The sequence below is a fragment of the Pseudomonas paeninsulae genome (assembly GCF_035621475.1).
Taxonomy (GTDB): Bacteria; Pseudomonadota; Gammaproteobacteria; order Pseudomonadales; family Pseudomonadaceae; genus Aquipseudomonas; species Aquipseudomonas paeninsulae.
Map to the genome: position 1 here is coordinate 208,865 of NZ_CP141799.1, position 19,149 is coordinate 228,013.

Here is a 19,149-nt window from a genome sequence, read left to right on the forward strand (position 1 = left end):
TTGCACATAATTCCGGGTCACCGACCCCCAATCCATAATTCGAGGAAGTGTCATGACAGATACCATCATCAGCTCACACCGGCGGGAAGTGGTGATCGGCTTCGAGCGACCCTTTGTGGTCATCGGCGAGCGCATCAACCCCACCGGGCGCAAACTGCTCGCCGCCGAAATGGCTGCTGGCGACTTTTCCCGGGTGATCCTCGACGTCGAAGCGCAACTGGCGGCGGGCGCGCACATGCTCGACATCAACGCCGGCATTCCGCTGGCGGACGAACCGGCGATCCTGGCCAAGACCATTCTGTTGGTGCAGTCGCTGACCGACGTGCCGCTGTGCATTGACTCCTCGATCATCGCCGCCCTGGAAGCAGGCCTGGCGGTGTACCAGGGCAAGGCATTGGTCAACTCGGTGACCGGCGAGGATGAGAGCCTGGAACGGGTACTGCCGCTGGTGAAGAAGTACGGCGCCGCCGTGGTCGCCATCAGCAACGACGAAACCGGCATCTCCCACGACCCCAACGTGCGTTTCGCCATCGCCAAGAAGATCGTCGAGCGCGCCGCGGATCATGGCATTCCGGCCTGCGACGTGGTGGTCGATCCGCTGGTCATGCCAATCGGCGCGGTGGGCAGCGCCGGCCGTCAGGTGTTCGAGCTGTGCCATCGGCTGCAGCGCGAACTGAAGGTCAACACCACCTGCGGTGCGTCCAACGTCAGCTTCGGCCTGCCCAACCGCAACGGCGTCAATGCGGCCTTCATGAGCATGGCGATCGCCTCCGGCATGACCTCCTCCATCACCAACCCGCTGCACAGCGAGATCATGGCGGCGATCATGGGCGCCGACGTGATGATGGGGCATGACCCGGACTGCCTGCGCTGGATCAAGAAGTTCCGCGAGGCGCCGGCGACGTCCGCCGATGGCACTGAAGCCCGCGGCCGGCGCGAGACCCGCCGGCGCAGCGCCTCCTGAGGAGCGCCAGCGCCACTACGTCGAATCAGCAAAGAGCCTCGATCAGGGGCTCTTTTTCGTTTGCGCCAGAATAATCGAGGAACCGCCGTGTCCGTACCCGAAGATGCACTCGTCGTATTCACCCCGTCCGGTCGCCGCGGCCGCTTTCCCCTGGGCACCCCGGTGCTGGAAGCCGCCAGGGCGCTGGGGGTCGATATCGACTCGGTGTGCGGCGGCCGCGGCCTCTGCGGGCGCTGCCAGGTCGACCTGTGCGAGGGCAGCTTCGCCAAACACGGGGTGGAGTCCGCCGCCAATCATCTGAGCGGCAAAAACGCCACCGAGCTGGCCTGGGAACAGCGCCGCGGCGTGCTCAACCCGGGTCGCCGGCTGAGCTGCGCGACCCAGCTGCTGGGCGATGCGGTGATCGATGTGCCGCCCTCCAGCCAGGTGCACCGCCAGGTCGTGCGCAAGCGCGCGGAAGTGCTGAATATCGAGCTGGATCCGATCATCCGCCTGTACTTCGTCGAGGTGCAGCAGCCGGACATGCACGTGCCGGCCTCCGATCTGCGGCGTCTCAAGGATGCCCTGAGCTGGCAATGGCATCTGCCCCACCTGGAAAGCGACATCCGCGTGGTGCAACACCTGCAACAGGCCCTGCGCCAGGGCCAGTGGCAGGTCACGGTGGCGGTGTACAACGACGAGCGGATCATCGCCGTCTGGCCCGGCCTGCAGGAGAAGGCCTACGGCATGGCGGTGGACGTCGGCTCGACCACCATCGCCGCCCATCTGTGCGACCTGCAGAGCGGCGAGGTGGTGGCCTCCGCCGGGCGGATGAACCCGCAGATTCGCTTCGGCGAGGATCTGATGAGCCGGGTCTCCTACATCATGATGAACCCGGGCGGCGAGGCGGACATGACCCGCGCGGTGCGCGAGGCACTCAATCAGCTGGCCGAGGAGCTGGCTGAGCAGGCGGGGATTGGTGTGGAAGCCATCCTCGAGGCGACCCTGGTCGGCAATCCGGTCATGCACAACCTGGTGTTCGGCATCAACCCGATCGAGCTGGGCGGCGCGCCCTTCGCCCTGGCCACCGACGAAGCCGTCGATGGCCTCTGGGCGACCGAAATTGACCTGCGCATCCACCCCAACGCCCGCGTCTATGGGTTGCCGTGCATCGCCGGATTTGTCGGCGCCGATACCGCAGCGATGATCCTCTCCGAGGCGCCGCAGCTGAGCGAAGAGCTGATGCTGCTGGTCGACGTCGGCACCAACGCCGAGATCGTGCTCGGCAACCGTGAGCGCCTGCTGGCCGCTTCCAGCCCGACCGGCCCGGCCTTCGAGGGCGCGCAGATCAGCTGCGGTCAACGCGCCGCGCCGGGCGCCATCGAGCGCGTGCGCATCGACCCCGAGACCCTGGAGCCGCGCTTCAAGGTGATCGGCTGCGACCTCTGGTCGAACGAGCCCGGTTTCGTCGCGGCGACCGCCGCGCATGGCGTCACCGGCGTCTGTGGCTCGGGCATCATCGAGGTGATCGCCGAGTTGTTCCTGGTCGGCGTCATCAACCACGAGGGCGTGGTCAACGGCGCTTTGGCCGAGCGCTGCCCATGGGTACTGGCCGAAGGCCGAACCTTCGCCTACCTGCTGTACCAGGACGCCAGCCGCACCCTGTGCATCACCCAGAACGACATTCGCGCCATCCAGCTGGCCAAGGCCGCGCTCTATGCCGGGATCAAATTGTTGATGGAGCAATTCGGTAGCACACAGGTCGAGCGCATCCGCCTGGCCGGGGCGTTCGGCGCGCATATCGACGTCAAGTACGCGATGATTCTCGGCCTGATCCCGGACTGCGACCTCGCCCACGTCACTTTAGCCGGCAATGCCGCCGGCAGCGGTGCGCGCATCGCCTTGCTCAGTCGCAAATCGCGGCGGGAAATCGAGGAGTTGGTGCGGCGCGTCGAGAAGGTGGAAACCGCTGTCGAGCCGCGCTTTCAGGAGCACTTCATCGAGGCCATGGCGATTCCGCACAAGAGTGATGACTTTCCCCTCTTGCAGCGCGAGGTGACGCTGCCGCCACCGATACCGAGCCAGAACAGCCTCAACCGCGGCACGGGACGGCGCCAGCGTTCGCGCTGACTCAGCGCGCCGGAATGAACACCGGGCTGCCGTCGATCTCGCTGGTCAGCGGCGCCTTTCATCCGCCAGGCCGGCAGGAGCGGGTGGCGGCCGATCGGTGCGGTATCCAGCTCCGTGGCCGCAAAGCCGTCCTGGCGCTGGGCGATCTGCCACCGGCTGAGGCGCTCGAGCGTGCCCCGGCACCTGAAGACCTTCGCCCGCAAGAGCCCCGCCGGACTCGGCGATGGGCTGGAGTTCGATCTCCAGCACAACGCCCTGGCCGGGCCCTGAAAGCGCCCGTTTGCAACGATGCCGTTGGTGGAGCAGTGGCGAGCCTCGCCGGGTGCTGTTACTGCGGTCCATCTACACCCACAAGAATGAGATCTAGCATGGCGTACTTCCTCGGAATCGATACCGGCGGCACCTTCACCGATGCCGTGTTGCTGAACGAGCAGCGCCAGGTCGTGGCCTCGGCCAAGCGGCTGACCACGCGCCTGGATTTGAGCGTCGGCATCGGCCAGTCGCTGGCGGCGCTGCCCCAGCAGTTGCTGGCAGAGGTCGCCATGGTGTCGCTGTCCTCGACCCTGACCACCAACTCGGCCGTGGAAGGCAAGGGCTCGCCGGTGTGCGTGCTGCTGATCGGCTACGACGCCCAGCAGCTCAAGGCCAGCGGCCTGCCCGAGTTGCTGGGGCCGGAAGGCATCGTCATGCTGGCCGGCGGTCACGATGCCGGCGGGCGGGAACAGGCGGCGCTGGACGAGGAGGCGGTACGCCAGGCGATCCTGGCCCATCGCGAACGGGTTTCGGCCTTCGCCATCTCGGCCAGCTTCAGCGTGCGCAACCCGTGCCACGAGCTGCGCGTGCAGGAACTGGTCAACAGCCTGGCCGGCCAGCCGGTCAGCTGCGGCCATGAGCTGGCGTCGTCGCTGGGCGCGCCGCGGCGAGCGCTGACCGCGGCGCTGAATGCGCGCATGATCGCCCAGGTCAGCCAGTTGATCGACTCGGTCCAGGGCCTGCTGGCGAGGCTGAACATCCAGGCGCCGCTGATGATCGTCAAGGGCGACGGTTCGCTGGTCAATGCCGGCAGCGCCATGTTGCGCCCGATCAGTACCGTGCTGTCGGGTCCCGCCGCCAGCGTCAACGGGGCCTGCGCCCTGAGCGGTTATCGCGACCTGATCGTGGCCGACATGGGCGGCACCACCACCGACATCGCGGTGGTCCGCAACGGTCGCCCGGAGTTGTCCTTCGATGGCGCCCGGGTCGGCGACTGGCGACCCATGGTCGAAGCCATCCGCCTGTATTCCATCGGTCTGGGCGGAGACAGCGAGGTGAGCTTCGACAACGGCCTGGGCATTGTCATCGGCCCGCGCCGGGTGGTGCCGCTGAGCCTGTTGGCCAGCCAGTATCCGGCGGTGATCAGGGTGCTGGAGCGCCAGGTGCAGTCGCACCCCAACAGCAGCCACAACCGTTTCGCCCTGCGTCTGCAGCGCGATGACGCCCTGTTGCGGCACCTGAGCGCCGACGAGCAGGCCGCCTGGGAGCGCCTGGAAGCCGGGCCCGTGGCTATCGAGCAGGCGTCCATGGACGAACGCTGGCTGGCGCGCGCCCTGGCCCGACTGGAGCGCAAGGGGCTGGTGATCTACAGCGGCTTCACCCCCACCGACGCCGCCCACGTGCTGGGTCTTTCCCAGCACTGGAGCACCCAGGCGGCGAGCCTGGCGGCGCGTATCTGGGCACGCCGGATGCGTCGTCAGTACGGCTTCGGCAGCTGGCCGGAAGGCGACGCCGAGGCGCCCGCCCGGGACGTGTTCCAGCAGGTGATCCGGATCATCTGCGCCAAGCTGGTCGAGGCCGGGCTGCACGATGCCGGCCAGGACGGCGACGTCAGCCGGCTGGCACGGCTGCTCGGCGAGTTGATCATGACCCCCGAGGGCGGGCGCGATACCCGCTCGGTGTTCAGCATGCATTTCGCCGATGACCTGCCGGTGGTGGCCGTCGGCGGCCCGGCCTCGAGTTTCTACCCGATGGCGGCCGAGGCCCTGGGCGTGCGCCTGTGCCTGCCGCCGCACGGCGAGGTCGCCAACGCCGTGGGCACGCTGTTTGGCGAGGTGGTGCAGCGCGTGCATATCACCGTGCTGCAGCCGATGCTCGGGGTGTTTCGCGTCTTTACCCGCCACGGGCCGGTGGATCATGACAGCCTCGAGGCGGCGCTCGCCCTGGCGCGTGCGCAAGCCGCCGAGGAAGCCGAGCAGATGGCCCGGCAGGCCGGCGCCGACAGCCCGCGCATCGAGTATCAACTGGAGGAAAATCGTGTGCGCAACGACATCGACGGCGAGATATTCTTCGAGGCTCGGGTCACCGCGCTGGCGTCCGGGATGCCGGCGCTACGGTTTGCCGAGTTCGCCTGAGCCAGGCGCACCGGCGTGCTCGCGGCCGGGGGCCGCCAGTGCCAGGAAGCGGCGCCGCGACTCAGCGCGCCGGAATAAACACCGGGCTGCCGTCGATCTCGCTGGTCAGCAGGCGCTGGCCGTAGAGCCGCTCCAGCGCCGCCGGCTGCAGCATGCTGGCGACCGGCCCCCAGCAGGCCTCGCCATCGGGGTAGAGCAGGAGGATCTGGTCGCACCAGCGTGCGGCCAGGTTGAGGTCGTGCAGGCACATGAATACCGCCCGCCCCGCACTCGCCTGCGCGGCAAGCAGCTCGAGCACGGTCACCTGATGATGCAGATCCAAATGGTTGGTCGGCTCGTCGGCCAGCCACAGCGCCGGCGCCTGGGTCAGTACGGTGGCAATCGCCACGCGCTGGCGTTCGCCGCCGGACAGGGTGCTGACCAACCGCTCGCTCAGGTGCGCCACATCCAGGCGCGCCAGCGCCTGCTGGGCGGCGAGCAGATCCGCGGCGCCCTCCATCTGCCAGGCCGGCAGAAACGGATGGCGGCCGATCAGCGCGGTCTCCAGCACCGTGGCCGGAAAACCGTCCTGGCGCTCCTGGAACACCAGGCCCAGGTGCTGGGCGATCTGCCGCCGGCTGAGGCGCTCGATCGGCTGCTCATCGAGCAGTACCTCGCCGCCGCGCGGCGCCCGTAGCCCGGCCAGGGTATGCAGCAGGGTGGTCTTGCCGACGCCATTGGGCCCCAGCACGCCCCACACCTGACCAGGTAGCAGGCTGAAATTCAGTGCCCGGCCGGCGCTGCGCCCAGGCACGTCGACCAGCAAATCACGCACGTGCAGGCGGCTCATCAGCGGCTCCGGTGCAGCAGGTAGAGGAAGGTCGGCACGCCAAGCAGCGCGGTAATCACCCCCACCGGTAGCTGCTCAGGCGCGATCAGCGTGCGCGCCAGGGTATCGGCCAGCACCAGCAGGATGCCGCCGCTCAGGGCGCAGGCCGGCAGCACCAGGCGTTGGTCGTTGCCCAGCAGCAAGCGCAGCATGTGCGGCACCACCAGGCCGACGAAGCCGATACTGCCGGCGCTGGTGACCGCCAGTGCGGTCAGCAGACTGGCGATCACGTAGATGCTCCACTCCAGCGGGCGTACCGCCACCCCCAGCGCCGCTGCCTGCAGCGGGCCGCGTGCCAGCACGTTGAGGCTGCGCCCCAGCGGCAGCAGCAACAGGCTCACGCCGAGCAGCAGAGCGAGTGCCGGCCAAGGCGTGCGCGCATAGGACAGGTCGCCCATCAGCCAGTAGAGCATGCCGGGCAGACGCTCGGCCGGGCTGATCGCCAGCATCAGGGTGATGATCGCGCCCCAGCCGGAGGCCACTACCACCCCGGTCAGCAGCAGGCGCGATGAGGTCCAGCTGCCGCTGCCGTGAGCCAGGCCGAACACCAGCAGGGTGGCGAGGAACGCCCCGGCAAAGGCCGAACCGGAGATCAGCGTCCCCCCCAGGCCCGCCAGCATGGCGAACAGTGCGCCCACCGCGGCGCCGCCGGACAGGCCAAGCACGTAGGGGTCGGCCAGCGGGTTGCGCAGCAACACCTGCATCAGCGCCCCGGCCACCGCCAGCAAGCCGCCGGTGGCGAAGGCCGAGAGGGTGCGCGGTAGGCGCAGCTCGAAGATCAGGGTGCGCTGCAGCTCGCTGCCCTGTCCGCTCAGCGTTAGCAGCGCGTCGCTCAGACTCAGGGCGCTGCTGCCGACGCTGACCGACAGCAGCATGGCGGCCAGCGCGACCAGTGCGAGCAGACTCAGCAACCCGCCGAGCGAGCGCAAGGGGCCGGCGCGATGCTGGCCGGCAGCGGATTCAGCGCCGTGCACGGCTGGTCTCCAGGCTTTCGCAGAGTAACCGGGCGCCCTCCAGCAGGCGCGGCGTAGGGCGCTGCACCAGCGACGGCGGGATGAAGAACAGATTGTCCTGCTGCACCGCCTGCAGGCTGGGATAAGCCCGCCACTCGGTCAGCCAGTAGCGGTTCTCCTCGCCCATGCCGCCGGCCAGGATGACCTGCGGATTGGCGATCAGCACCGCTTCGATATCGATGCGCGGAATCTGCCGCGGCAGCTCGGCGAAGACATTGCGCCCGCCACACAGGCTGATCACCTGGCCGATCAGGTGGCCGTCGTTGACCGTCATCAACGGCTTGTTCCAGACCTGATAGAACACCGTCACGGGCTCGGCCTCGCGGTATTGTTCGGCCAGTGCGGCGATGCCGCGACGCAGGTGTTCGGCGGCCTGCTGGCCCACCGCTTGGCTGTCGGTCAGCCGCGCCAGGCGCTCGATGGCCCGCGCTATGCCTTCGATGTTTTCCGGTTCGAGATAGAACACCGGCACGCCGAAATCTTCCAGGGCGTCTAGCTGCTCGGCGGGATTGCCGCTGCCCCAGACGATCGCCAGGTCCGGCTGCAGGGTCAGCAGCCGTTCCAGATCCAGGCGGCTGTGGCTGCCCACCGACGGCAGCGTCCGGGCCTCGGGTGGATAGTCGCTGAAGGCCACCACGGCCACCACGCGGTCGCCGCCGCCCGCCGCGAAGACCAGTTCGGTGGCCCCCGGCGACAGGCTCGCGATGCGTTGCGCGGGCGTTGGCAGGCAGACCTCGCGCTGCGCATCGTCAACCACGCAGATGGGGGCCGCCAACAGCGTCGGCGCCAGCCCCAGCAGCGCGGCTGCCAGGCCGACGCGGCAGGTCGAGAGGCCGCGTTGGCGGGCGAATGATAGGTACATGTTCTCCCCCCTGGTGACGCGCAGACTCTCGCCGCGATGGCGTCGGTGGCCCGCGAGTGAGCGCAAGCTAACAACCGGCCGGGACAGGGTCAATGTCGATCTGCGGCACGGCGGCACTATTCGAAGTCGCGCTGTCGAAAGCGACCCTCAGCCAACCGAGTGCGACGCTGCGGCCCGGGTAACCCTGCCAGGGCATGCCCGTAGCGGCGCCATTGCGGGCCGATTGCCTGGCGCCGGGTCGCCGCGTCGTTGTGCGACTGCCCGGTGTCGCACGGCGCATAGACGTTGCCGGCATGAGCCTCTAGACTCGCGCCTCTTGCTTCAGGTGACCCGCGGCCATGGCCGCGAGTAAACAGGGAAGTCGGTGCGTTGTGCGTGTTTACGCCAACTATTCCGACGCTGCCCCCGCAACGGTAGACGAGTCAAGCCAGCGCTTTTTCAACCACTGTGCTTTAGGCGTCTGTCGGACTTAACCCTGTTCTGCTAGGAACGGTTAAGCCCGACAGTCTCCTCGCATGGGAAGGTGCGTCTGGTGGCATTGCGCATTTTCGCGCGCCGCTCGTAAGCCCGGAGACCGGCCTGTCGCAGTCCATGGCATCGCGGAGGGCGCTGTCTGGCGTGTGGGCTGCGTATTTCCTGCGGTTCGTGCGTTGCCTCTCTGCGCCTGCCTTTCCCTGCCTGGGTCGCACGGGTGAGCGCGACGGAGTCACGACAACATGAGCAAATCCCTTCCGCCGCCGGTAGCGCTCGCGCTGCGCGGTGTGTCCCTGATCCGCCGCCTGGCGCTGGCCGCCCTGCTGGCGCTGACGGCGCCGCTGGCCGGCGCAGCGCAGATCAACGCCATCGTCTCGCCCTACAGCGCCGCCGAATTCGCCGCGGCAGTCGCCCAGTTCCAGGGCCAGCACCCCGGCCAGCGGGTCAGCGCGCGCACCCCCGAACAACTGGGCGAACTGGACGATGCCGCGCTGGCCGAATGGCTGGACGCCGGCCAGGTGCTGTTCGGCGCGGGCCTGTTTGGTGCCGAGGTGGAGCGCCTGCGGCCCATGTTGGCCGCGGCGGCCCCGGCCGATCTGTTCATCCTGCACAGCGAGCAGGATCTGGTGCAGCTCAGCCGCAGCCGCGGTCAGGCACTGTTCGCCTCCCGCGAGCAGGCCGAGCGCCTGGGCGCGGCCAAGCCGGCGGACGATCTGGCGCAGTGGCTGGCGCAGCAACAGCGCTCCCATCCGCAGCAGGCCGACTGGCTCAGCGCGCGCAGCTACTGGCTGGCCGGTGGCAACGATAACATTGCCGCGCTGCTCGCCTGGCTGGCGGCGCGGGTGGATGCGACGGTAACGGCCGAGCCGGCCAAGGCGCGGCCGCCGCTGCGCTTCTATCAGGACGGGCAGATCCGCGCGGCCGAGCAGCTGCATTGGCAGGGTCAGGCACTGGTGGCGATCATCGACCACGGCCGGGCCGACCGCGCCGGCGACCGGGCGCTCAACGACGCCCTGTGTCAGGCGTTGGGCGAGGCCGGGCTGGCCTGCGTCAGCCTGTTCGCCAACTGGGGCGCGGGTTCGCTGCAGGCGGTGCGTTGGCTGCAGGAGGCCGAGCACCCGCCGCTGGTGGCGATTATCGCCCTGCAGGATTTCGTCATCGGCGGCGGTGAGCACCGTGAGCAGGTCAGCGAGCTGTTCGCCCAACTGGATGTGCCGGTACTCAAAGGCCTGCGCATGGAAGGGCGCAGCGAGGCGGTCTGGCAGCTGTCCAGCGACGGCCTGGCGCGCGACAAGCTGCATTACCAGATCGCCATGCCGGAGCTGCAAGGCACCAGCCAGGCCATGGTGCTGGCCGCCTGGCACGAGCAACAGCTCGACCCGCTGTCCGGCATCCGCTTCGGCATCGGCGAACCGCTGCCGCAACAGGTCGCCGCCCTCAGCGCGCGCATCCAGCGCTGGTGGCATCTGCAGCGCACGGCGAATGCCGACAAGCGCCTGGCGATCGTCTATTACAACCACCCGCCGGGCCGCCACAATATCGGTGCGGACAACCTCGACGTGCCGCAGTCGCTGCTGCATATCCTCCGTCGCCTGCAGGCTGAGGGCTACGACACCGGCTCGCTGCCGGAAAGCCCGGCGGCGCTGCTCGACCTGTTGCAGGAGCGCGGGATCAACCTGCCGGAGCAGGGCGATGCCCTGGCCGAGATGGCCGACAAGGTGCAGAGCCTGGGCGGCCAGGAGTATCGCGACTGGTTCGCGACCCTGCCGGCGGCCCTGCAGGCGGAGATGCGCCAGGGCCCGCTGGGCTACTGGAACGCCCAGTTGCACCGGGCCCTGCAGGCCTCGCAACTGGAGATCGCCGCGGACATTCTGGACAACGGTTCCAGCGAGCTGCATCACGTGCTGGACGGCGTCGAGCACCCGGCGCGGGCGCGCGCCTTGGATCTGCTGGCGCAGTTGGAGAGCCTCTACCGGGCGGCACTGGCACAGCCGGCCCAGGCCGACTGGACGCAGGCGCAGGCGCTGGTCGACGCCCTGGCAGCCAGCGGCATCGAAGGCCTGCGCGGCTGGGGCGAAGGCCCCGGCTATGTGATGGTGCACGACGGCCGCCTGCTGCTGCCGGGGCTGCAGTTCGGCAAGGTGTTCGTCGGTCCGCAGCCGCCGCGCGGCTGGGAAGTGGATGAGGAACTGCTGCACGCCAACCTGGTGTTCCCGCCGCCGCATCAGTACCTGGCCTTCTATCACTGGCTGCGCGACGGCTTCAAGGCCGACGCGCTGATCCACCTGGGCCGTCATTCCACCTACGAGTTCCTGCCGCGGCGGCGGATCGGCCTGAGCGACGAGGACTACCCGACGCAAATTCTCGGCGACCTGCCGAGCATCTACCCGTACATCGTCGACGGCGTCGGCGAGGGTATCCAGGCCAAGCGTCGCGGCCTGGCGGTGATGATCGATCACTTGACCCCGCCGCTGGTGGCCACGCCGCTGTACGACGACCTGCTCCAGCTGCGCCAGCTGATCGAGAGCTTCGAGGCTGGCGCCGGCCAGGGCGAAGGGCCAGCGCGGCGGGCGACCATCGCCGAGATCAAGCGCCTGGTCGGCAGCGCCGGGCTGGAGGTGGAGCTGCGCGAGTCGATGGCCGAGGTTCTGGCAGTGCGTGGCATCGGCTTCGAACAGGTCGACGACGACCTGCTGGTGCACGAGGTCGGTCACTACCTGACCAACATCCAGGAGCGCTTCATGCCCATGGGCCTGCACGTGTTCGGCAAGCCCTGGCAGCCGGCGGCGGTGGACACCCTGCTGGCTTCCATGGGCAGCGGGCAGGCCAGCCACCGGCAGGCGCTGATCGACTCGCCGGCCGCCGAGATGAATGCGCTGCTGCATGCGCTGGACGGCGGCTTCGTCGTCCCCGGCAAGGGCAACGATCCGATCCGCACCCCGGAGGCGCTGCCCACCGGGCGCAATTTCCATGCCCTCGACAGCAGCCTGCTGCCCAGTCGCATCGGCTGGGGCATCGGCCGCCAGATGGCCGTGCAGGCGCGTCAGCGGCCGATCGCCGCGGACGGCCGCGAGGCGGTGATCCTCTGGGCCTCGGACACGGTGCGCGACGAGGGCGCGATGATCGCCTTCGGCCTCGAGCTGCTCGGCGTCGAGCCACAATGGAACGGCCGGGGCATCGTCCAGGGCTTGCAGCGCCGGGCGCTGGCGGCGGACGAGCAGCGCCGCGACCTGCTGTTCACCACCTCCGGGCTGTTCCGCGACCTCTACGCCGACCAGCTGGCACTGCTGGAACGCGCCGTGCTGCTGGCCCTGGATGGCGCCGGTGCGAGCATCCGCCGCGACTACCCGGCGCTGCGCCCGGCGCTGGCCGCGGCCCTGGCACCGCTCGGCGACCAGGCCAGCGGCGGCGCGGAGAGTCTGGCGGACAACCGCGTCGCCGCGCACTGGGTGGAAGACGCGGCGCGCCGCCTGGATGCCGGGCTCGGCGCCGAGCAGGCTGGCGAGCTGGCGGCGCTGCGCCTGTTCGGCGTGGCGCCGGGAGCCTATGGCGCCGGCATTAACAGTCTGGTGGAACGCTCCGGCAGTTGGCAGCAGCGCGGCGATCTGGCCCAGGCCTATGTCGGTCGCATGGGTCATGCCTACGGCCTGCGTCACCAGGGCGAGCCGGTGCAGGAGGTGTTCCGTGACAACCTCAAGCAGGTTCGCCGCACCTACCTCGGGCGTTCCAGCAACCTCTACGGCCTGTTGGACAACAACGACGCCTTCGATTACCTGGGCGGCCTGAGCCTGGCGGTGGAACAGATCGCCGGCGTCGCCCCGGAAAACTACGTGAGCTGGCACAACGACCCTACCCGCGTGCGCCTGGAACCCTTGCAGCAGGCGCTGCTCGGCGAACTGCGCGGGCGCTTCCTCAACCCGGCCTGGATCGAGGCGCTGATGCAGCACGACTACGCCGGTGCACGCACCATGGGCAGCGAGTTCCTCGAATACCTCTGGGGCTGGCAGGTGACCAACCCCGAGATCATCAAGGACAGCGCCTGGGAGGAGGTGAAGGCGGTGTATATCGATGACCGATACGAGATCGGTCTCGACCGCTTCCTCGAACAGGGCCATAACGTCCACGTGAAGAGCAACATGTTGGCGATCATGCTGGTGGCGATTCACAAGGAGTTCTGGCAGGCCGATCAGGCCACCGTGCAGCAGCTCGGCGAGCAGTTCGCCCGTCTGGTGGTCGAGCACGGCCTGCCCGGCAGCGGCCATACCCGGCCGGATCATCCGATGTTGCAATGGCTGCTGCCGCAACTGCCGGCCGAATTGCGCGCGGCCCTGCAGCAACGCCTGCAGGCGGCGCAGATCGAGGCCCGGCCGCAGCAGGCACCCAGCACGGTCAGCGAAATCCAGGCGGCGCAGCCGCCGCAAGCGCAACAGCCAGCCGCCGCAGAGGCGGCAGAAGGTGCCGGGCAGGCGCCGGATCGGCAACTCTGGCTTGGCGTCCTGCTGTTGGCCGGCCTGTTGGGCCTGGGCATCTGGCGTGGCCGCGGCCATCATTCCCGTGGAGGGCTCTAGGCATGTTCGACAGTCAACTATTCACCTGGCTGCATCTATTGGTCGGCTGGTTGCTGCAACCGGTGACCCTCGGTCTGTTCGGCCTGCTGACGCTGGCGGTATGGGATTGCGGGGTGGCGGTCGGCGAACGCTGCGGCGGCCTGGCGCGCTGGCAACGCTTGCCACTGGCGGAAATTGAGCGGCGCGCGCGCAAGCGCCTGGAGCGCGCCGACCTGATCGCCCGCATCGGTCCGATGCTCGGCCTGATGGGCACGCTGATCCCGCTCGGCCCTGGGTTGGCAGCCCTCGGCGAGGGCAATGTGCAGATTCTCAGCGTGGCCATGCGGGTGGCCTTCGACACCACGGTGTTCGGCCTGCTTGCCGGGGTGATCGGCTTCGGCCTAGGCCGCCTGCGCCGACGCTGGTACGACGAGCTGCTGGATCGACGTGAGGCCATGGCGGCCGAGGAGCAGGCCGATGAGCCGGCGCTGGCGCTCTAACCGTTTCGCCGAGGGCGACGACGATCCGCTCGGACCGCTGGCCAACCTGGTCGACGTGGTGCTGGTGTTCGCCTGCGGTCTGATCGCCGCCCTGGTGGCGCAGACCGACCTGCTGCAGCGGCTCGAGGCACAGCGCCAGCCGCTGCCGGTGGAGCGCGGGCGAGAACTGCCGAGCCTGCCGGACAGCCTCAAGGGCCAGGACGGCGCCGGACTGGAGAGTGTCGGCCAGGTCTACCGTGATCCGCAGACCGGCAAGCTGATCCTGATCGGCCAGTGAGCGACCGATTGCCGCAGTGGTCGTGGCCTGAACGCCCGGGGTCGCTCGGCGCATTGACGGCCCGCCCGAAATATCTACACTCGCGCCTCTTGCTTCAGGTGACCCGCGGCCATGGCCGCGAGTAAACAGGGAAGTCGGTGCGTTGCGCGTGTTTACGCCAACCATTCCGACGCTGCCCCCGCAACGGTAGACGAGTCAAACCAGCGCTTTTTCAACCACTGTGCTTCGGCATGGGAAGGTGCGTCTGGTGGGATTGCGCATTTTCGCGCGCCGCTCGTAAGCCCGGAGACCGGCCTGTCGCAGTCCATGGCATCGCGGAGGGCGTTGTCTGGCGTGTGGGCTGCGCCGTTGTGCAGTGCATTCGCCGCTGGTTCTCCGCGTGTCTTACTCAGCCAAGATCGCCCGGGTGGGGCGGCGGAGCCTAGAACGCGATGAGCAATTCCCTTCCAATCAAGCCCTCAACCCTGCTGCTGTGCGCCGTTTCCTGCGTGCCCCTGGCCCAGGCGGGCGAACACACTCGTCTCGACGACCTTCTGGTGACCGCTACCCGTACTGCACAGACTGCCGAGCAGAGCCTGGCCGCGGTGACGGTGTTCGACCGTGCGCAGATCGAGCAGAGCCAGGCGACTTCCGTGCCCGAGCTGCTGAAGAAGGTGCCGGGCGTGTCCTTCGCCAACAACGGCGGCCCGGGTAAGACCACCGCGTTGTTCATGCGCGGCAGCGAATCCGACCATGTGCTGGTGCTGATCGACGGCATCAAGGTCGGTTCGGTGACGTCCGGTGGCGCGGCCCTGCAGGATTTGCCGCTGGAGCTGATCGAGCGGATCGAGGTGGTGCGCGGGCCGCGTTCCAGCCTGTACGGCTCGGAAGCCATCGGCGGGGTGATTCAGATCTTCACCCGCAAGGGCGCCGGCGCAGGCGCCAAGCCATTTTTCTCCGCCGGTTACGGTACCCATGACAGCTACAACGGCAGTGCCGGGGTCAGCGGCGGCACCGATAACGCTTGGTACAGCCTGGCCCTCAGTGGCGCCGACACCGACGGCATCAACGTCAAGTCGGCGGCCACCAGCGGCTACGAAGACGATGCCGACGGCTATCGCAACCTGTCCGCCGCGCTGAGCGCCGGTTATCGCTTCGCCAACGGCCTGGAGCTGGACGCCAACCTGCTGCGGGCCAAATCGCACAACGATTACGACCAGGTCAACCGCAAGCGCACTGCCGGTTTCCGCGCCCATGCCGATGGCGAATCAAATGTGCTGGGCACCCGCGCGCGTTTCGCCCCGCTCGAGCCCTGGCAGGTGACCCTGCAGGCCGGACGCAGCGAGGACAAGTCCGATGCGTTCCAGGATGGCGACTTCTATTCGCGCTTCGACAGCCGTCGCGACAGCCTCAGCTGGCAGAACGACCTGAGCCTGGCGCCCGGCCATACCCTGACCCTGGGCGCCGATTACCAGCACGACGAGGTCAACGGCAGCACCGATTACGCCGAAGACTCGCGGGATAACACCGGCGCCTTCGTGCAGTACCTCGGCGAAGTCGGTCGGCATGACTGGCAGCTGTCCCTGCGCCGCGACGACAATCAGCAGTTCGGCCGGCACGACACCGGCAACCTCGGCTACGGCTATGCCCTGAGCGACTGGCTGCGCGCGACTCTCAGCTACGGCACGGCGTTCAAGGCGCCGACCTTCAACGAGTTGTACTACCCCGGCTATGGCAATCCGGATCTGCAGGCGGAAACTTCCCAGAGCCTGGAGGCCGGTTTGCTCGGCCAGCATGCCTGGGGCCACTGGTCGGTCAACGCCTTCCGCACCCGCATCGACGACCTGATCGCCTACGACGCCAGCATCATGGCGCCGGCCAACGTCGATGCCGCACGCATTCGCGGCGTCGAACTGGTGCTCGGCAGCCAACTGCTCGGCTGGGACTGGAATGCCAACTACACGCTGCTGGAGCCGGAGAACCGTTCCTCCGGGGCCAACGACGGCAACGAGCTGGCGCGCCGGGCCAAGCGGCTGTTCAACCTGGATCTGGATCGCCGCCTCGGCGCCTTCAGCATCGGCGCCAGCCTGCATGCCGAGGGCCAGCGCTTTGACGATCTGGCCAACACCAAGGAGCTCTCCGGTTTCGCCACCCTCGACCTGCGCGGCGAATACCGCCTCAGCCCAGAATGGCGCCTGCAGACCCGCGTGGCCAACCTGCTGGATGCCGATTACGAGACCGCCCAGGGCTATAACCAGCCCGGCCAGGCGGTCTACCTGAGCGTGCGCTACCAGGCGCTTTGAGCCTGCCGGCAGCGCCACCTACTTCTGGAGATCAATGGATGAAGCTGCCACCGCGATGCCAACGGCTGATCGGCAGCGCCGTCCATTCCCCGCGTTACCTGGGCCGCCTGGCGCTGTATGTCGGCCTGGCGGCCATTGTCTATATCGGCGCCCGCTCCCGGCTGGGCGCGCAACCGCAACTGGAGGTGAAGAGATGAGCGAATCGAGCGAACGCGACGCGCGGCACAAGGCGCGCATGGAGCGCAAGAAGGCGCTGATCGACGAGAAGATTTCTCAGGCTCAGGATGAGTACGGCCTGCTGCTGGTGCACAGCGGCAATGGCAAGGGCAAGAGCAGCAGTGCCTTCGGCATGGTCGCCCGCGCCTTGGGCCACGGGATGAAGGTGGGGGTGGTGCAATTTATCAAAGGCGCGGCCAGCACCGGCGAGGAGAACTTTTTTCGCCGTTTCCCCGAGGAGGTCAGCTACCACGTGATGGGCGAGGGCTTCACCTGGGAGACCCAGGATCGCCCGCGCGACATCGAAAAAGCCCAGCAGGCCTGGGTGGTGGCGCGCCAGCTGCTGAATGACCCGGCCATCGGCCTGCTGGTGCTGGATGAGCTGAATATCGCCCTGAAACTGGGCTATCTGGAGCTGGACGCGGTGCTCGCCGACATCGAGGCGCGGCCGCTGCTGCAGCATGTGGTGGTGACCGGCCGCGGCGCCTTGCCGGGGCTGATCGAGGCGGCGGATACCGTCACCGAGATGAACCTGGTCAAGCATGCGTTCAAGGAAGGGGTGAAGGCGCAGCAGGGGGTGGAATTCTGATGGAGGCCGCACCGCCGATGTTCCCTGGAAGCGGCTGCAGGTGCGCAGATCCATGCGCGGACAAGTCCGCGCCCACGGGTATGCGGGTGCCGGCATGAGCGCGCCACGCCACTGCCCCGCATTATTGATCGCCGCGCCGGCCTCGGGGCAGGGTAAGACCACGGTCACCGCCGCCCTGGCGCGGTTGCATACGCGCGAGGGCAAGCGGGTGCGGGTGTTCAAGTGCGGGCCGGATTTTCTCGACCCGATGATTCTCGCCCGTGCCAGCGGCGCGCCGGTGTATCAGTTGGATCTGTGGATGGTCGGCGAGGCGGAAAGTCGCCGCCTGCTCTGGCAGGCGGCCGGTGAGGCCGATCTGATTCTGATCGAAGGGGTGATGGGCCTGTTCGACGGCAACCCGTCGGCGGCCGATCTGGCGCGCCAGTTTGGCGTGCCGGTGCTGGCGGTGATCGACGCTTCGGCCATGGCCCAGACCTTCGCCGCCCTGGCGCATGGTTTGGCCAGTTTTCAGCCCGACCTGCCGTTCTCCGGGGTGCTTGGCAATCGGGTCGGCAGCAGCCGGCATGGCGAGATCCTGCGCGATGCGCTGCCCGCGGCCATCCGTTGGTACGGCGCGCTGCCGCGCAGCGCCGCGGTCGAGTTGCCCAGCCGCCACCTGGGCCTGATTCAGGCCGAGGAGCTGAGTGACCTGGACGCACGCCTGGACGCGGCGGCCGATGCCCTGGCTGCCAGCGCCGACGTCAGCCTGCCGCCGTCGGTGACCTTCGCCGCGCCGCTGTCGCGCGAGATTCCCGCCCTGCTCGCCGGCGTGCGCATCGGCGTGGCCGTGGATGCCGCCTTCGCCTTCGTCTACCAGGCCAACCTCGATCTGCTGTGCGAGCTGGGCGCCGAGTTGTGCTTCTTCTCGCCGCTGGCCGACAGCCAGCTGCCCGAGGTCGACAGCCTGTACCTGCCTGGTGGTTACCCCGAGTTGCACCTGGCCCAGCTGGAAGCCAACCAGGCCATGGCGGATGCGATCCGCGCCCACCATGGCGCCGGAAAACCCATCCACGCCGAATGCGGCGGCATGCTCTACCTGTTCGAGCGGCTGACCGACCAGGCCGGCGTCAGTGGCCAGATGCTCGGCGTGTTGCAAGGCGAGGCGACCCTGCAGCCGCGCCTGACCGCCCTGGCTCTGCAGGAAGTCGAATTACCGGAGGGACGTTTGCGCGGCCATAGCTTCCACCATTCGGCGTTGACCAGCGCGCTGCAGCCGATCGCCCGTGGCGAGTGCCCGAACTACAAGCGCACTGCCGAGGCGGTCTATCGCCAGGGCCGCCTGACTGCCTCCTATATCCACTTCTATCTGCCGTCCGATCCGCTAGCAGCGGCGCAGCTGTTTGCCCCTGGTGAGCGCCTATGAACCCGCATGCCTTCAGCGCCGAGGAACGCGCGGCGGTCTATCGGGCCATCGCCGAGCGGCGCGACATGCGCCACTTCAGTGGCGGCGAGGTAGCCCCCGAGCTGTTGGCGCGCCTGCTCGAGGCGGCGCATCAGGCGCCCAGCGTCGGCCTGATGCAGCCCTGGCGCTTTATCCGCATCACCCGCCCGCCGCTACGTGCGGCGATCCAGGCCTTGGTCGAGGCCGAGCGCCTGCGCACCGCCGCGGCCCTGGGCGAACGCGGCGAGGCATTCATGCAGCTCAAGGTCGAGGGCATCCGCGACTGCGCCGAATTGCTGGTGGTGGCCCTGATGGACGGCCGCGAGGCCCATGTGTTTGGTCGGCGCACCTTGCCGGAGATGGATCTGGCCTCGATGGCCTGCGCCATCCAGAACCTCTGGCTGGCCGCTCGCGCCGAAGGCCTGGGTATGGGCTGGGTGTCGCTGTTCGAACCCCAAGCCATGGCCGAACTGCTGGCCATGCCGTCGGGTAGCAAGCCGCTGGCGGTGCTCTGCCTGGGGCCGGTGACAGAGTTTTATCAGGCGCCGATGCTGGTGCAACAGGGCTGGGTCGAGCCGCGGCCGTTGAGTGAGTTGTTGTTCGAGGATCAATGGGGCAAACATGCGCAGTGAATTCGGCGA

General features: G+C 68.3%; 14 protein-coding genes and 2 riboswitches. Of the genes, 11 read left to right on the forward strand and 3 right to left on the reverse strand.

The features are described from left to right. Positions 1-52 precede the first annotated feature (52 nt). The 3 genes from VCJ09_RS00940 (at position 53) to VCJ09_RS00950 (ending at position 5,460) form a co-directional block, all read left to right on the forward strand. A complete protein-coding gene (locus tag VCJ09_RS00940) occupies positions 53-964 on the forward strand; it encodes a dihydropteroate synthase (protein WP_324732764.1) in 912 nt (303 codons plus the stop codon). Between the two features lie 87 nt (positions 965-1,051). Next, positions 1,052-3,073, forward strand: coding sequence for an ASKHA domain-containing protein (locus VCJ09_RS00945; RefSeq protein WP_324732765.1), 2,022 nt, complete (start codon positions 1,052-1,054; stop codon positions 3,071-3,073). Positions 3,074-3,441: 368 nt separating this feature from the next. After that, positions 3,442-5,460: a hydantoinase/oxoprolinase family protein gene (locus VCJ09_RS00950; protein WP_324732766.1), complete on the forward strand. Its 2,019-nt coding sequence runs from the start codon at positions 3,442-3,444 to the stop codon at positions 5,458-5,460. A gap of 61 nt (positions 5,461-5,521) precedes the next feature. On the opposite strand, the gene VCJ09_RS00955 is transcribed toward VCJ09_RS00950, so the two are convergent. From VCJ09_RS00955 to VCJ09_RS00965, 3 genes are all read right to left on the reverse strand, one after another. Continuing rightward, complete coding sequence (locus VCJ09_RS00955; protein ID WP_324732767.1) at positions 5,522-6,289, reverse strand: ABC transporter ATP-binding protein; 768 nt, start codon at positions 6,287-6,289, stop codon at positions 5,522-5,524. Then, positions 6,289-7,203: a FecCD family ABC transporter permease gene (locus tag VCJ09_RS00960; protein WP_324734740.1), complete on the reverse strand. Its 915-nt coding sequence runs from the start codon at positions 7,201-7,203 to the stop codon at positions 6,289-6,291. The genes VCJ09_RS00955 and VCJ09_RS00960 overlap by 1 nt, the downstream gene beginning before the upstream one ends. A gap of 85 nt (positions 7,204-7,288) precedes the next feature. Then, positions 7,289-8,203, reverse strand: coding sequence for a cobalamin-binding protein (locus VCJ09_RS00965; RefSeq protein ID WP_324732768.1), 915 nt, complete (start codon positions 8,201-8,203; stop codon positions 7,289-7,291). Between the two features lie 306 nt (positions 8,204-8,509). Further along, a riboswitch (cobalamin riboswitch) is annotated at positions 8,510-8,800 on the forward strand. 119 nt (positions 8,801-8,919) lie between these two features. Between VCJ09_RS00965 and VCJ09_RS00970 the strand changes: the two genes are divergently transcribed. The 8 genes from VCJ09_RS00970 (at position 8,920) to bluB (ending at position 19,140) form a co-directional block, all read left to right on the forward strand. Beyond that, positions 8,920-13,245 carry a cobaltochelatase subunit CobN gene (locus VCJ09_RS00970; protein ID WP_324732769.1) on the forward strand — a complete coding sequence of 1,442 codons (4,326 nt, stop codon included), beginning with the start codon at positions 8,920-8,922 and terminating at the stop codon, positions 13,243-13,245. 2 nt (positions 13,246-13,247) lie between these two features. Next, a complete protein-coding gene (locus VCJ09_RS00975) occupies positions 13,248-13,724 on the forward strand; it encodes a MotA/TolQ/ExbB proton channel family protein (RefSeq protein WP_324732770.1) in 477 nt (158 codons plus the stop codon). Then, positions 13,702-14,001 (forward strand): DUF2149 domain-containing protein, encoded by a 300-nt coding sequence (locus tag VCJ09_RS00980; protein WP_324732771.1) that lies wholly within the window; start codon positions 13,702-13,704, stop codon positions 13,999-14,001. Before VCJ09_RS00975 ends, VCJ09_RS00980 begins: the two co-directional genes overlap by 23 nt. Before the next feature lie 79 nt (positions 14,002-14,080). Continuing rightward, positions 14,081-14,313: riboswitch (cobalamin riboswitch) on the forward strand. A gap of 119 nt (positions 14,314-14,432) precedes the next feature. Beyond that, positions 14,433-16,283, forward strand: coding sequence for a TonB-dependent vitamin B12 receptor (gene btuB / locus VCJ09_RS00985; protein WP_324732772.1), 1,851 nt, complete (start codon positions 14,433-14,435; stop codon positions 16,281-16,283). A gap of 38 nt (positions 16,284-16,321) precedes the next feature. Beyond that, positions 16,322-16,480 (forward strand): hypothetical protein, encoded by a 159-nt coding sequence (locus tag VCJ09_RS00990; RefSeq protein WP_324732773.1) that lies wholly within the window; start codon positions 16,322-16,324, stop codon positions 16,478-16,480. Beyond that, on the forward strand, positions 16,477-17,088 hold the full coding sequence (cobO, locus tag VCJ09_RS00995; protein ID WP_324732774.1) for a cob(I)yrinic acid a,c-diamide adenosyltransferase: 612 nt from the start codon (positions 16,477-16,479) through the stop codon (positions 17,086-17,088). Before VCJ09_RS00990 ends, cobO begins: the two co-directional genes overlap by 4 nt. 94 nt (positions 17,089-17,182) lie before the next feature. Further along, the gene (locus VCJ09_RS01000; RefSeq protein ID WP_324734567.1) at positions 17,183-18,490 is read left to right on the forward strand and encodes a cobyrinate a,c-diamide synthase; all 1,308 of its coding nucleotides are present in this window, start codon (positions 17,183-17,185) and stop codon (positions 18,488-18,490) included. Further along, positions 18,487-19,140 carry a 5,6-dimethylbenzimidazole synthase gene (gene bluB / locus VCJ09_RS01005; protein ID WP_324732775.1) on the forward strand — a complete coding sequence of 218 codons (654 nt, stop codon included), beginning with the start codon at positions 18,487-18,489 and terminating at the stop codon, positions 19,138-19,140. Before VCJ09_RS01000 ends, bluB begins: the two co-directional genes overlap by 4 nt. The last annotated feature ends 9 nt before the right edge of the window (positions 19,141-19,149 follow it).